Origin of the sequence: Kribbella sp. CA-294648, assembly GCF_050943845.1 — a bacterium.
Lineage (GTDB): Bacteria > Actinomycetota > Actinomycetes > Propionibacteriales > Kribbellaceae > Kribbella.
This window is the reverse complement of record NZ_CP191981.1, coordinates 7,243,562-7,256,832: the sequence shown is the minus strand read 5'-3', so window position 1 is coordinate 7,256,832 and position 13,271 is coordinate 7,243,562. Positions and strand designations below refer to the sequence as shown.

14 protein-coding genes and 1 tRNA gene are annotated in these 13,271 nt (G+C 68.8%); 13 read left to right on the top strand and 2 right to left on the bottom strand.

What is annotated here, in order from left to right; genetic code table 11:
- The first annotated feature begins 4 nt into the window (after positions 1-4).
- From asnB to ACQPYM_RS34415, 6 genes are all read left to right on the top strand, one after another.
- Positions 5-1,846 carry an asparagine synthase (glutamine-hydrolyzing) gene (gene asnB, locus ACQPYM_RS34440; protein WP_433009009.1) on the top strand — a complete coding sequence of 614 codons (1,842 nt, stop codon included), beginning with the start codon at positions 5-7 and terminating at the stop codon, positions 1,844-1,846.
- A gap of 70 nt (positions 1,847-1,916) precedes the next feature.
- On the top strand, positions 1,917-2,315 hold the full coding sequence (locus tag ACQPYM_RS34435) for a RidA family protein (protein WP_433009006.1): 399 nt from the start codon (positions 1,917-1,919) through the stop codon (positions 2,313-2,315).
- Between the two features lie 89 nt (positions 2,316-2,404).
- Positions 2,405-2,896, top strand: coding sequence for a PhzA/PhzB family protein (locus ACQPYM_RS34430; protein ID WP_433009003.1), 492 nt, complete (start codon positions 2,405-2,407; stop codon positions 2,894-2,896).
- A gap of 34 nt (positions 2,897-2,930) precedes the next feature.
- Positions 2,931-3,416 (top strand): DUF488 family protein, N3 subclade, encoded by a 486-nt coding sequence (locus ACQPYM_RS34425; protein WP_433009000.1) that lies wholly within the window; start codon positions 2,931-2,933, stop codon positions 3,414-3,416.
- The gene (locus tag ACQPYM_RS34420; RefSeq protein WP_433008997.1) at positions 3,416-5,083 is read left to right on the top strand and encodes an asparaginase domain-containing protein; all 1,668 of its coding nucleotides are present in this window, start codon (positions 3,416-3,418) and stop codon (positions 5,081-5,083) included. Before ACQPYM_RS34425 ends, ACQPYM_RS34420 begins: the two co-directional genes overlap by 1 nt.
- A 34-nt stretch (positions 5,084-5,117) precedes the next feature.
- Positions 5,118-5,963 (top strand): PhzF family phenazine biosynthesis protein, encoded by an 846-nt coding sequence (locus ACQPYM_RS34415; RefSeq protein ID WP_433008994.1) that lies wholly within the window; start codon positions 5,118-5,120, stop codon positions 5,961-5,963.
- Between the two features lie 29 nt (positions 5,964-5,992).
- Here the strand turns inward: ACQPYM_RS34415 and ACQPYM_RS34410 are convergent, their stop codons facing one another.
- Positions 5,993-7,339, bottom strand: a complete 1,347-nt coding sequence (locus ACQPYM_RS34410) for a replication-associated recombination protein A (RefSeq protein WP_433008992.1) — start codon at positions 7,337-7,339, stop codon at positions 5,993-5,995.
- 92 nt (positions 7,340-7,431) lie between these two features.
- Between ACQPYM_RS34410 and ACQPYM_RS34405 the strand changes: the two genes are divergently transcribed.
- Positions 7,432-8,439 (top strand): methyltransferase, encoded by a 1,008-nt coding sequence (locus ACQPYM_RS34405; RefSeq protein WP_433008989.1) that lies wholly within the window; start codon positions 7,432-7,434, stop codon positions 8,437-8,439.
- Positions 8,440-8,446: 7 nt separating this feature from the next.
- Here ACQPYM_RS34405 and ACQPYM_RS34400 read toward each other — a convergent pair whose 3' ends face one another.
- Positions 8,447-8,818: a DUF4186 domain-containing protein gene (locus ACQPYM_RS34400; RefSeq protein ID WP_433008986.1), complete on the bottom strand. Its 372-nt coding sequence runs from the start codon at positions 8,816-8,818 to the stop codon at positions 8,447-8,449.
- A gap of 56 nt (positions 8,819-8,874) precedes the next feature.
- On the opposite strand from ACQPYM_RS34400, the gene glp reads away from it, so the two are divergent.
- The 6 genes from glp to ACQPYM_RS34370 all read left to right on the top strand — a co-directional run bounded on the left by glp (position 8,875) and on the right by ACQPYM_RS34370 (position 12,865).
- On the top strand, positions 8,875-10,101 hold the full coding sequence (glp, locus tag ACQPYM_RS34395; RefSeq protein WP_433008983.1) for a molybdotransferase-like divisome protein Glp: 1,227 nt from the start codon (positions 8,875-8,877) through the stop codon (positions 10,099-10,101).
- Positions 10,098-10,580, top strand: a complete 483-nt coding sequence (gene moaC, locus ACQPYM_RS34390) for a cyclic pyranopterin monophosphate synthase MoaC (RefSeq protein ID WP_433008980.1) — start codon at positions 10,098-10,100, stop codon at positions 10,578-10,580. The genes glp and moaC overlap by 4 nt, the downstream gene beginning before the upstream one ends.
- Entirely contained in the window at positions 10,577-11,065 is a 489-nt protein-coding gene (locus ACQPYM_RS34385; RefSeq protein WP_433008977.1) for a MogA/MoaB family molybdenum cofactor biosynthesis protein, read from the top strand. Before moaC ends, ACQPYM_RS34385 begins: the two co-directional genes overlap by 4 nt.
- Positions 11,065-11,676 carry a GNAT family N-acetyltransferase gene (locus tag ACQPYM_RS34380; RefSeq protein WP_433008974.1) on the top strand — a complete coding sequence of 204 codons (612 nt, stop codon included), beginning with the start codon at positions 11,065-11,067 and terminating at the stop codon, positions 11,674-11,676. Before ACQPYM_RS34385 ends, ACQPYM_RS34380 begins: the two co-directional genes overlap by 1 nt.
- Positions 11,677-11,775: 99 nt before the next feature.
- Positions 11,776-12,612, top strand: coding sequence for a divisome protein SepX/GlpR (gene sepX / locus ACQPYM_RS34375; protein ID WP_433008971.1), 837 nt, complete (start codon positions 11,776-11,778; stop codon positions 12,610-12,612).
- A 180-nt stretch (positions 12,613-12,792) separates the two neighbouring features.
- Positions 12,793-12,865, top strand: a tRNA-Ala gene (locus tag ACQPYM_RS34370).
- The last annotated feature ends 406 nt before the right edge of the window (positions 12,866-13,271 follow it).

Below are 13,271 nucleotides of genomic sequence, written 5' to 3'. Positions count from 1 at the left end.
AGCGATGTGTGGAATCACTGGCTGGGTCTCCTTCGACCGGGATCTGACCCGGCACCGCCCGGACCTGGACGCGATGACGGCGACGATGGCCTGCCGGGGACCGGACGCCGAAGGCGGCTGGTTCGCTCAGCATGCCGCGTTGGGCCACCGGCGGTTGGCAGTCATCGACATCGAAGGCGGCACGCAGCCGATGGAGGTGCACACCGACGACGGGGCGGTGGCGCTCACCTACAGCGGCGAGGTCTACAACTTCGAGGAGCTGCGCAGCGAGTTGGTCAGCCGGGGCCACCGGTTCCAGACCCGCAGTGACACCGAGGTGGTGCTGCACGGCTACCTGGAGTGGGACGAAGCGCTGGCCGAACGACTCAACGGCATGTTCGCCTTCGCCATCTGGGACGCCAGGGTCGAGAAGCTGGTGCTGATCCGCGACCGGCTGGGCGTCAAGCCGCTCTACTACAGCAGCACCGCCGACGGCGTGCTGTTCGGCTCCGAGCCGAAGGCGATTCTCGCCAACGCGCTGGCGGACCGCGCCGTGGACCTCGACGGTCTCCGCGAGCTGGTCAGCTTCACCCAGACGCCGGGGAGTGCGGTGTGGTGTGGCATGCACGAGGTGGTACCGGGTGGCGTGGTCATCGTCGACCGCAACGGCCTGCGGGAACGCCGCTACTGGAGCCTGCCGACGCGCGCTCACACCGACGACCAGCAGACCACCGTCGAGAATGTGCGCTCGCTGCTCGAGGACATCGTCACCCGTCAGATGATCTCCGACGTACCGCGCTGCACGCTGCTGTCCGGTGGGCTGGACTCCAGCGTGATCACCGCGATCGCCGCCGACCAGCTGGCGAAGAAGGGCGAGAAGGTGCGCAGCTTCTCGGTGGACTTCGTCGGCCGGTCGGACGACTTCGTCGCCGACGACCTGCGCTCCACGATCGACACCCCGTTCGCGCACGAGCTGGCCGAGTACGCCGGCACGCAGCACCAGGACATCCTGCTCGACCATGCCGACATCGCCGATCCCGCGGTCCGCCGCGCGGTGATCACGGCACGGGACAGTCCGCTCAGTCTCGGTGACATGGACGCCTCGCTGTACCTGCTGTTCAAGGCCATCCGCGAGCACTCCACGGTGGCCCTGTCCGGGGAGTCCGCCGACGAGGTCTTCGGCGGCTACCGGTGGTTCCACCAGCCCGAGGTCCAGGCCGCGAACACCTTCCCCTGGATGGCCGTCTTCGTCAGTGGCGCGCGGGCCCAGGTGTCCGATCGGTTCAACGCCGACATCACCGCCGCCCTCGACCTGCCCGGCTACATCGCCGACCGGTACGCCGATGCGGTGGCCGAGGTCGAGCCGCTCGACGGTGAGAGCGCGCACGAGACGCGGATGCGGGTGATGTGCCACCTGCACCTGACCCGGTTCGTCCGGATGCTGCTGGAACGCAAGGACCGGATCAGCATGGCTGTCGGGCTGGAGGTCCGGGTGCCGTTCTGCGACCACCGGCTGGTGGAGTATGTCTACAACACGCCGTGGTCGATGAAGACCTTCGACGGCAAGGAGAAGAGCCTGCTCCGCGCCGCCACGGCCGATCTGCTGCCCGAGTCGATCCAGAACCGGACGAAGGCGCCGTACCCGGCCACGCTCGATCCGCGGTACACCGGCGCGTTGCTGCAGCAGGCCGACGAACTGCTCGCGACCGACGACCGCGTCTTCGAGCTCGTCGACCGGAAATGGCTGCTCGACATCACCCGGCGCGACTCGGCCACGATGCCGATCGACGTCCGCAACGGCATCGAGCGAGTGCTCGATCTGAGCACCTGGCTGGACATCTACCGCCCCGAGCTCCGGCTAGGCTGACCCGCCGCTCGCGGCTACTCTCCGCGATCGGCTGATTACCAACCCATCAAAGCATCAAGAGAGGTACTTCATGGCACACACCACCATCAACCCGGACGGCCTGCACAACCCGGTCCCGTTCGGCTACAGCCACACCGCCGCTGTCCCGGCCGGCGCGGAACTGGTCTTCGTCTCGGGCCAGTACGGCTCGGGCCCGGACGGCCGGGTCACCTCGCCCGAGTTCGCCGACCAGGTGAAGCAGGCGTTCAGCAACCTGGGCGTCGCCCTGGCCGCCCACGGGCTGGACCTCAGCGATGTCGTCCAGCTCCGGACGTACGTGGTGAGCCCGGACTTCGAGAAGCTCGGGATCATCGGCCAGGCGGTGGCCGGAGGCGGCGCGACGCCTCCCACCCAGACCGTCATCGGGGTGGCCGGCCTGGCCGCGCCGGACATCCTGTTCGAGGTCGAAGCCGTCGCCGCGAAGTCCTAGGACACCGCCGCCGTTCGGCCGGGGCCTCCGCCCCGGCCGGCTGGTGGCCCCCCACCCACCGCCACGTCATGGATCGAAGGAGATTCGAGATGGTCGACACCACAACGCAGTCCGCGGGATTCGGTACCGACGCCGAGCTACGGCTCCGGAACCGTGCCGTGGTCGAGGACTACATGACCCGCAAGGGCGAGAACCGCCTGACCCGGTACCTCCTGTTCACCGAGGACGGCGGCGCCGGCCTGTGGACCAGCGACACCGGTGAACCGATCAACTCCCAGGGGCACGAGAAGCTCAAGGCCCACGGCGAGTGGTCGCTGCGGATGTTCCCCGACTGGGAATGGAAGAACGTGGAGATCTTCGAGACCCAGGATCCCAACCGGTTCTGGGTCGAGTGTGACGGCGAGGGGCAGATCCTCTACCCGGCCTATCCGCCCGGCCACTACCAGAACCACTTCATCCACTCGTTCCTGCTGGAGAACGGCAAGATCAAGCAGCAGCGCGAGTTCATGAACCCGTTCCAGCAGTTGCGCGCGCTGAACATCGAAGTACCGACGATCAATCGCGGTGGAATCCCTACCTAGGGACTGACAAGCCAGCAGGCAGGTGGGGATTGCGATGCTCAAACTGGCAACAATCGGCGTCTACGGTTTCGACGGCGAGTCTTTCCTGCAACGACTGCAGCAGGCGAACGTCGGGCTGCTGCTCGACGTACGTCAGCGCCGTGGCGTCCGCGGACCCGACTATGCCTGGGCGAACTCACTGCGGTTGCAGGCCGCCCTCGCCGAGGCCGGGATCGCCTACGAGCACCACCGCGAGCTCGCCCCGACCACCGAACTGCGGCAACTCCAGTACGCCGAGGACGACCGCAACGGCGTCGGCAAGCGCTCGCGGCGCGAACTCGCCGCCGAGTACACCCGTCGCTACATCACCGAGATCCTCGACCTCGCCGATCTCGCGCCGATCGGATCGGCGTTGTCGAGCGATCGGGCCACGGCGCTGTTCTGTGTCGAGCGCGACCCGGAGGCCTGTCACCGATCGCTGATCGCCCGGCAGTTCAGCCAACTGCACCGGGTCTCGCTCGAGCACCTGCGGCCGCTGTGATGACCGGGACCCCGCCGGCCGGCGCGCCGCGACCGCGGATCGCGGTGTTCGCCGGTCCGACGGCGACGATTCTGAACGCACCGGACCTGGTCACCTCGAACAAGGCTCGCGCGCGGCACGGTCTCCCGCTGATCCCCGCTCGCTTCGACGACCTCCGCCCTCAGCGGCTCGCGGCACCGGTGACGGTGTACATCGAAGCGTTCAGCGCGCATCCCCTCGAAGAAGATGCGGCCGACCTGTACGCCGCTCCGGATGGCTGGCTCGACAAAGCCGGTACGTTCCACCCGGAGCAGCCGTCCGATGACGCGACCCCGGTGTACGTCGTCGAACTCCATCCCGACGACGGTCTCTATCCCCTTCCCTACATGGCCAGACAGGCGAACGGGTCGGCTTGGGAAGAGACGGCGGCAACGCCGTACGCCGCACCGGCAGCCGCTCGGCAGACGTTCTATCCCGATGCCAGCCGCCTGTACGAGGAGATCGAGCGGTTCGGCCTCGCTGACCACGGCAATCCGGCCGCGTTGTGGTCGGTCGCCGACTTCGACTTCTTCCGCGCCGCCCCATCGGGCGGCTACACCGCCGGACCCGGTGCCGAGCGCCTCGGGCAGGACTTCTTCGCCTACTACCCGTACCACTTGCAGACCGAGCCCGGTCTGACGCACTTGGCCCAAGCGACCAACCAGGTCCAGTCCGTCCTCGACGGCGGAGAATTCGCCGGCCTGCAATGGCTCGAGGGGAGTCCGACCGTCGAGGAGACCTTGTACTGGCTCGGGCTGGTGATCGACACGACAGTGCCGATCGTCGGGCACGCTGCTCAACGCCGGCACCAGTCCTTGAGCGCCGACGGCGACCGCAACGTGGTGGACGGCGTGAAGTACATCGTGTCGGGCGTCGCCCTCGACGACCGTGGCGAAGACCGCGTCGGTGCCTGCGTGATCGTCGACGAACTCGTCTACGCGGCCCGGGACGTGACCAAGGTCGACGCCCGGCCAGGAGGTTACGAAGTCACCGGCGGGCATGGCGGAATCGTTGCTGACATGGGCGGTTACGGACCGCCTCAGCTCACTTACCTCCCCACCCGTCGTCACACGCACTCCTCGGACCTTCGCCTCACCGTGCTCCCCAAGGAGGTTCCCGGCGTCGCCGGGAGCCTGGCGACCGGCGTATCGGTGGTGGACGTTGCGACCAAGGACGCCGAGGGGATTGTCCCCTCCGCCATGCCGCAGGTCACGATCACGAAGTACGGGCGCTTCGCGGCGCCCCAGGCCGACGGCCTGCCCAGCGCCGACGACGAGGTGGAGATCGTTGCCCGGATCAACGCCAATCTGGCGACAGCGGCGCTGGCCGGATTCGTCTGCGAAGGCATGTCGCCGTTCGCGATGGCCGACCCGGCGAAGAACGCGGCGCTGAGTGTCGCCGTCTTCGCCGGCCAGCCGGTGGTCCGGGTCGGCCGCGGCAACACCGGCGGGATGGCCTACCGGACCGATCCGGCGTTCGTTGCCGGAAGCAACCTCACCGCGACCAAGGCGCGCATCCTGCTGATGGCGGCCCTGCTCAAACTCGGCGCACTGCCTCCTGCCAAGGATCCGTTCAGTCCGACGGACGACGAGCGGGCAGCCACAGCGGAGGCAGTCGCCCGCTACCAGGCCTTGTTCGACACGCACTGACCTGTCCACCGAAGAACTGTGAGAGCGGAACCCCATGGGTAGCTATGAGTACGTGGTGGCCGACGTCTTCACCGACGTCCCGCTGGAAGGCAACCCGGTCGCGGTCTTTGTCGACGCGGCCGGTCTCCCGGCCGGGCGCATGCAGCAGATCGCGCAGGAGATGCACCTGTCGGAGACCGTTTTCGTCCTCCCCGCGGAGCAGGACGGTGACGTGCGGGTCCGGATCTTCACGCCGGTGAACGAGTTGCCGTTCGCCGGGCATCCGACCCTCGGTACCGCGATCGTGCTCGGCGAATCGACGACGGCGGAGCGGATCCGGATGGAGACCGCGATGGGCACCGTGCCGTTCGATCTCGAACGGGACAGCGACGGCCGGGTCGGCGCGGCGCGCATGTGGCAACCGATCCCGACCTGGGAGCCGTATGACCGCGCGGACGAGTTGCTCGCCGGGCTCGGTCTGGCGGCGTCCACTTCGCCGGTCGAGGTCTACAACAACGGGCCTCGGCACGTGTTCGTCGGGCTGGACAGTGTCGACGCGCTCTCCAAGGTCGAGCCGGACCAGCGGATTCTCGCCAGGCTTCCCGACATGGCGGCCAACTGCTTCGCTGGTTCAGGCACGCAGTGGCGGTTGCGGATGTTCTCACCGGCGTACGGCGTAGTGGAGGATGCCGCCACAGGTACGGCCGCCGGCTCGCTCGCGGTACACCTTGGCCGGCACGGCCTGGCACCGTTCGGGGAACGGATCGAGATCCTTCAGGGGGTCGAGATCGGCCGTCCGTCGACGATGCGATCGCTGGCCATCGGTACGCCGGAACGGGTCGAGTCGGTCGAGGTGGGCGGGAACGCTGTCGTCGTCGCCCGGGGAACGCTGTGGGCGTAGCTCCCCGGGCAACGGACGGACACCACCTGCTATTCGCCGCGTACTGCGCGGCGGAGTTTCGCCAGGCGCTCGCGCAGGGTGCGTTCCACGCCGTGCTGCGTGGGGCGGTAGTAGTCCTTCCCCACCAGCTCGTCCGGCGGGTACTGCTGCTCCAGGACACCTTCGGGCACCCGATGGGGGTAGCGGTAGCCGACCGCGTTGCCCAGTTCCTTGGCGCCCGTGTAGCGGCCCTGCCGCAGATGGGCGGGCACCGCACCGACCGCACCGTTGCGGACATCGGCCATCGCCTCGTCGATCCCGACGATCACGGTGTTCGACTTCGGCGCCGTGGCCAGGTGCACGGTGGCCTGTGCCAACGCCAGCCGGGCCTCGGGCATCCCGATCAGCTCGACGGTCTGGGCCGCGGCGACGGCGGCCTGCAGCGCGGTCGGGTCGGCCAGCCCGATGTCCTCACTGGCATGCACCATCAGCCGCCGGGCGACGAACCGCGGGTCCTCACCGGCCACCAGCATCCGGGCCAGGTAGTGCAGCGCGGCGTCCGGGTCCGAGCCGCGGATCGACTTGATGAACGCGCTGATGACGTCGTAGTGCTGGTCGCCCTGCCGGTCGTAGCGCACGCTGACCTCGGTGATGGTCCGCTCCACAGCCGGTACGTCGATCAACGACCCGCCCGTGTCGGCCAGGCCGTCAGCGCTTGCTTCCAGCGCGGTCAGCGCGCGCCGGGCATCGCCGGCCGAGAGGCGCACCAGGGCATCCTCGGCATCAGGCTCCAGCGAGACCGAACCGTCGAGGCCGCGCGGATCCGCGATCGCCCGGCGGAGCAGTTCGCGGACCTCGTCCTCGGTGAGCGGCTCGAGCTGCAACACCAGCGACCGCGACAGCAGCGGCGACACGACCGAGAACGACGGGTTCTCTGTGGTCGCCGCGACGAGCAGTACGACCCGGTCTTCCACGGCTCCGAGCAGTGCGTCCTGCTGGGTCTTGGAGAAGCGATGCACCTCGTCGATGAACAGCACGGTCTGCTGACCGTGCTGGTCGCGACGACGACGCGCGTCGCTGATCACGTCGCGGACCTCCTTGACGCCGCTGGACAACGCCGAGAGGGCGACGAAGTGCCGGGTCTCGGCGGTGGCGAGCAGCCGCGCGATCGTGGTCTTGCCGGTGCCGGGTGGGCCGTAGAGCACGACCGACGAGGCCGCGCCGCCGTCCACCAGCCGCCGCAGTGGCGCGCCCGGACGCAGCAGATGCGACTGGCCGACGACCTCGTCGAGCGAACGCGGCCGCATCCGCGCTGCCAGCGGCGCGGTGGCCGGCACCGTCTCCGCGGGCGCGGCCTCGGGCGACGGCAACTCGAACAGCCCCTCGTCAGCGGTCATCCCGTCGGACCTTTTTCTGTGGGCGATTGGCAGTTCATGAGTGGACCCTACTGCGGTCCCACGGTCGGAAAACTTTCTCGGGAGGGCACGGAATGACAGCGGATGGACAGGCAACTCGGAATGTGGTCGAGATCATCACCGGTGGATGGCGGGCACAGGCCCTTTACACCGCGGTGAAACTCGGCCTGCCCGACCAGATCGAGGCCGGCCGGACCACCGGCGGCGAACTGGCCGAAGCGACCGGGGCGAGCCAGGAAGGGATTCACCGCCTGATGCGGCTGCTGGTGGCCATGGGCGTCTTCGAGGGCAGTGAGTCCACCGGGTACCGGAACACCGCTGTCAGCGCGGCACTTCTCGAAGGTCCTCAGTCTCTCCGCGACATGTGCCTGCTCTACGGCGAGGAGTTCTACACCGCCTGGGGTCACGCTCACCAGGCGATCAGCACGGCCAGCTCGGGTTTCGAAGCGGCGTACGGGATGTCGTTCTACGCGTATCTCGGGCAGGACAAGGACACCGCCCAGCGGTTCCAGCACGCGATGAACGCCGGGAACATGTTCTTCCACCAGGTGCCGGAGATCTTCGACTTCTCCGGCAAGTCGGTCGTGGACGTCGGCGGCGGGGGCGGTCACCTGCTCGCCTCGATCCTGGGCGCGGCACCGGATGCCCGGGGCACGCTCTTCGACCGCGAACACATGATGCCCGCGGCGCGCGCGCACCTGGCCGCCACAGTGGGGCTTGATCGGGTGGAGCTGGTCGGCGGCGACATGTTCGTCGACGTACCGGCGGGCGGGGACGTCTATCTCACCTGCCGGGTACTGGCCGGCTGGGACGACGACGCGGTCGTCGGAGTCTTCGAGAACGTCCGCCGGGCGATGGCGGACTCCTCGTCGCGGCTGCTGGTCATCGATCGTCTGGTCGTGGACGAGAAGTCCACCGTGCTTCCCGCGCTGTGGGACCTGCACCTGCTGATGACGGCCGGCGGCCGCGGCCGCACGCTGGAGAGGTTCACGGAGTTGCTGAACCGGGCCGGTCTGGACGTCGAACAGGTGGCCGAGCTGCCCTCGGAGACGACCGCCCTGATCGCGGCGCCGCGTCCCTGAGCGTCGTCTACTCCGGCGGTGGGTTGGGCGCGTACTGCTTCGCGATCCACCGGCAGATCGCCTCGACGACGTAACTTCGCTCGGCGTCGTCGAGGGCGTGCCCGGCGGGGATGCCGTGCCACTTCGACAGGCAGGTGCGACAGCACGTCGCGGTGGCGTGCTGGGCGACGAAGACGGGATGGCCGCGGTAGGGGGTCTGGCGGCCGTCGTTGAGTGGCTCGGCCGGGGCCAGCTTGCGGCCGATCAGATCCTCGGCGTGTTTGCGCACGGTCGTCATGCCGCGCAGGTCGACGACTGCCCGGTCCCGGCCGTACAGCCGGAACTTCGCGCGGAAGTGGTGCTGCCCGATCCGCTGCAACCTGGCATCCAACTCGTCCACTACCGGAGTCTATGCCGTGCGCCGGGCCTCAGGTTCGAGCGACTACAGTCGCTTGCGTGAGACGGAGTGTTGACGAGCATCTGGAAGCAGTACTCGGCAGGGTGAGTCCGCTGCCGCCATTCGAGCAGCCGCTGATGGAGGCACTCGGGCTGGTGCTCTGTGAGGACGTTGTCTCGCCAGTGAGCCTCCCTGGCTTCGACAACTCCGCCATGGACGGGTACGCCGTACAGGCGGGAGACCTGGCCGGTGCTTCGCCGGAGAACCCGATCACGCTGCCAGTGGTCGGGGAGATCGCCGCTGGGCGGAGTGAGCCGATCGTGGTGACTCCTGGGACCTGCGTGCGGATCATGACGGGCGCACCGATGCCCCGCGGCGCCGACAGCGTCGTACCGGTCGAGTGGACCGACGGGGGAGCCGCCAACGTACGGATCGCCCGAGAGCCGGCGCTAGGAGCCTCCGTACGCCGGGCCGGCGAGGACCTGCAGGCCGGCGACAAGGTGATGGACCGCGACACCGTCCTGAGCCCGCGGCAGATCGCAGTACTGGCCGCAGTGGGCAGGGCCCGGGTGTCTGTGCGCCCGCGCCCGCGAGTAGTGGTGGTCTCCACTGGTGCAGAGCTCCGTGAGCCGGGTACGCGGCTGGGGGACGGGCAGATCTACGACTCCAACAGCTACACGCTGGCAGCGGCTGCCAGGCAGGCCGGTGCGGTTGTGTACCGCGTGGGCATCGTGGACGACGACCCGAAGAAGATCATGGACACGCTGTCGGATCAGCTGGTCCGCGCTGACCTGGTGATCACCTCCGGCGGCGTCAGCAAGGGCGTGTACGACGTGGTCAAGGAGGTGCTGACCAAGCTCGGCACCATCGACTTCCCCGAGGTCGCCATGCAGCCGGGCAAGCCGCAGGGCTTCGGTGTGATGGGCGACGACGAGGTGCCGATCTTCACGCTGCCGGGCAACCCGGTGTCGGCATACGTGTCGTTCGAGGTGTTCGTCCGGCCCGCGCTGCGCAAGCTGATGGGGGCGATGCCGTACCGCCGGCCGACGGTGCAGGGCGTCGTACTGGACGGGTTCGCCTCACCCGCTGGGCGGCGGCAGTTCGTCCGGGCAGCGGCCAGCCTCGGCGACGAGGGCTGGATGGCCAGTACAGTCGGCGGGCACGGCTCGCACCTGCTCGGCGGGTTGAGCCGGTCGAACGCGCTGATCGTGGTGCCCGAGGACGTCACCGCCGTCCGGGCCGGCGAGCAAGCGGAGCTCTGGCTGCTGGACGAGGAGACCGGATGACCGAACCTGCCCGGGGGCTCACCCACGTGGACTCCACCGGCGCGGCCCGGATGGTCGACGTCTCGGAGAAGTCGGCCGGTGCCCGCCGAGCTGTTGCCTCTGGCAAGGTTTTCGTGTCGGCCGAGGTGGTGGCCGCGCTGCGCGGCGAGGGCGTACCGAAGGGTGACGCGCTGGCCGTCGCGCGGATCGCCGGGATCATGGGAGCGAAGCGGACACCCGACCTGGTGCCGCTGTGTCACCCGATCGCCATCACCGGGGCCAAGGTCGAGCTGGAGGTGGCGGACGACGCAGTACTGATCGTTGCCACCGTCAAGACCACCGACCGGACCGGCGTGGAGGTGGAGGCGCTGACCGCTGTCGCTGTGGCCGGGCTCACGGTCATCGACATGGTGAAGGCGCTCGACCCGGCGGCGGTGCTGTCCGACGTACGGGTGGAGCTGAAAGACGGCGGCAAGACCGGGCACTGGGAGCGGCCGTGAGGGCTCTGGTCGTCAGCATCTCGAACCGGGCTGCTGCTGGTGTCTACGAGGACACGACCGGACCGCTGATCGCGGAACGGCTCGCTACTTGGGGCTTCACCGTTGAAGGGCCGCAGGTCGTGCCCGATGGGGCTCCTGTCGGCGAGGCGCTGGTTGCGGCGGTCTCCGCGTCGTACGACGTCGTGGTGACGACTGGTGGCACTGGGATCTCGCCTACGGACGAGACGCCGGAGCGTACGCGAGCTGTGCTGGACAAGGAGATCCCAGGCATCGCTGAGGCCATCAGGGCTTACGGGATAGCGCAGGGCGTGCCTACTGCCGCTCTGTCGCGAGGGCTGGCCGGAGTAGCCGGCAAGACCGTGATCGTGAACCTCCCTGGCTCGCGTGGCGGTGTCAAAGACGGACTGGTGGTCCTGGAGCCACTACTGCGGCATGCAGTCGACCAGGTACGCGGGGGAGACCACCCCCGGACGGACCAGGACTGATGGCGATCGTCCACTGGCCTGTCGAACTCCAGCACGGCCAGGTAGGGCTCCGGCCGCTCAAGGCGTCCGACGGTCCCGAGTGGAGCGCAGCGCGTCAGCGGAACATCAACTGGCTCCGCCCCTGGGACGCGACTCAGCCGCCCGGCGCGGAGGACGGCGCCCGCACCTTCCGCGCAATGGCCCGCGACTGGAACCGCCAGGCCCGCTACGGCCGCATGCTCCCCTTCGTCATCACGTACGGCGGTACTGGGGTCGGCCGGGCCAGGCGGCCACTGGTCGGCCAGTTGACGGTGTCCGGGATCACGTACGGCTCGGCGCGTTGGGCGAACCTCGGGTACTGGGTCGACGAGCAGTACGCGGGCCGAGGCATCGTGCCGACGGCTGTCGCGCTGGCTGCTGACCACTGCTGGTTCACCCTCGGTCTGCACCGGCTCGAAGTCGCGATCCGCCCCGAGAACAAGGCAAGTCTGCGGGTGGTGGAGAAGCTCGGCTTCCGCTACGAAGGCGACCGGCCGCGGTTCCTGCACATCGACGGCGACTGGCGCGATCACCGCATCTTCGCCCTCAACGCCGAGGAAGTCGGGCCGGGCCTGGTAGCACGTCTGCCCTGATCACGCTGCGTGCTTATTCACACCAGTCACACGAGTCTTCTTGCGACACACCGGCTCACGTACCGGACGTGACCCGTTCGGGGTCTTAGCGTCGTCGTCATGGGGACGACAGGGCTGATCTATGTGGCGATCGTCGCCGCGTGGGCTGCCTACCTTGTCCCGATGCTGCTGAAGCGCAACGACGAGGCGAGTCAGCGCCGCTCGGCGGAGAAGTACTCGTCGTCGGCTGCGCGCGTGCTGTCGCGGCAGACCGACGTCCAGGCGCGCTCGCGCTACGTCGTACGACCCCCAGGCTCGGAAGTGTCCGCCGGCCCGGGCGGTGCCGACGAAGTCGTGTCGGATCCGTCGCCGCCGACGCGATACGTCCCCAACCGAGCCCGCCGGGTGGCCGCCATGCGCCGCCGGCGGGTGCTGTCGATCCTGACCCTTTCGCTGTTGTCGGTCACGGCGTTCGCGGGCCTCGGAATGCTGGCGTGGTGGACCCTCGCAGTACCGGCGACGCTGATCGCGACCTTCGTCGTACTGACGCGGGTGCAGCTGCGCCGCCAGGCCCGCGAGCGTGCTGCCCTGGCAGCCGAGCGCAGGGCCCGCGCCGAGGCTCACCACGACCGCGGCCCGGCCACCGCACCGGTGCAGTCGCCGGACCACGAGATGACCATCGAGGTGACGCTCCCCGTCATCGAGGAGCCGGTGGTCCAGACGAAGCCGGAACCACGCACCGACGGCCTGTGGGACCCGGTGCCGGTGACCCTCCCGACGTACGTGATGAAGGAGAAGGCCCCCGACCGCACGGTCCGCACGATCAGCCTGTCCGGCCCGGAAGTCTTCTCCTCAGCCCGCACCGCCGACCCGGAACCCCAAGCGGCCCCCGTAGTACCGGAGCCGGCCCCGGCCCCGGTGGAAGAGCCCGAAATCCGCCGAGCCGTCGGCGACTGACGACGTACCACGAACAGCCCCGAGGTCCATCTCGGGGCTGTTCTCATGCCACGGCAACCGCCCCTCACCCCGCCGCGACCTAGTCGCGAGGCCCCTCAAGGGCCGACGCGAGATCCGGTTTCAGAGAGCGACCGATCGCGTGTTAGAGTTTCGCGGTCGCCAGGAACACGGCGGCAACCTGGGGCTGTGGCGCAGTTGGTAGCGCGCTTCGTTCGCAACGAAGAGGCCAGGGGTTCGAATCCCCTCAGCTCCACCCAGAAACACAAGGCCGGTCATCCCCACGGGAGACCGGCTTTCTGCTTGTACTACGCAACTGCACCCCACGCGTCCGCCGCCGCTCGCTCCTCCGTCGCTCACAGCTCTGGCCGCTCCCACCCACCCATCTCCAAAAGCCGCTCCTGCGTCGCGCGAGCTGCCGCTCCTGCGTCGCGGCGGTTGCCCGGGTGCGGCTCGTCTCCTGCCGCACGGGCGCATTCGCCCGTGATGTTCCATGTGCGCTGCCGGGTATCTCGACGTCTTTGCTACGAGCCGGGCCGGTATCTGTCGTGCAGCGCAGCTTGCTCTTCGAGACGTGATCGCTCCGATGCCTCCGCCCGATACGAAGGCCGCGGTCGTGCAGTTCGGAGCCGGTCGCGGACACCTCGGTCACATGAGAGGTC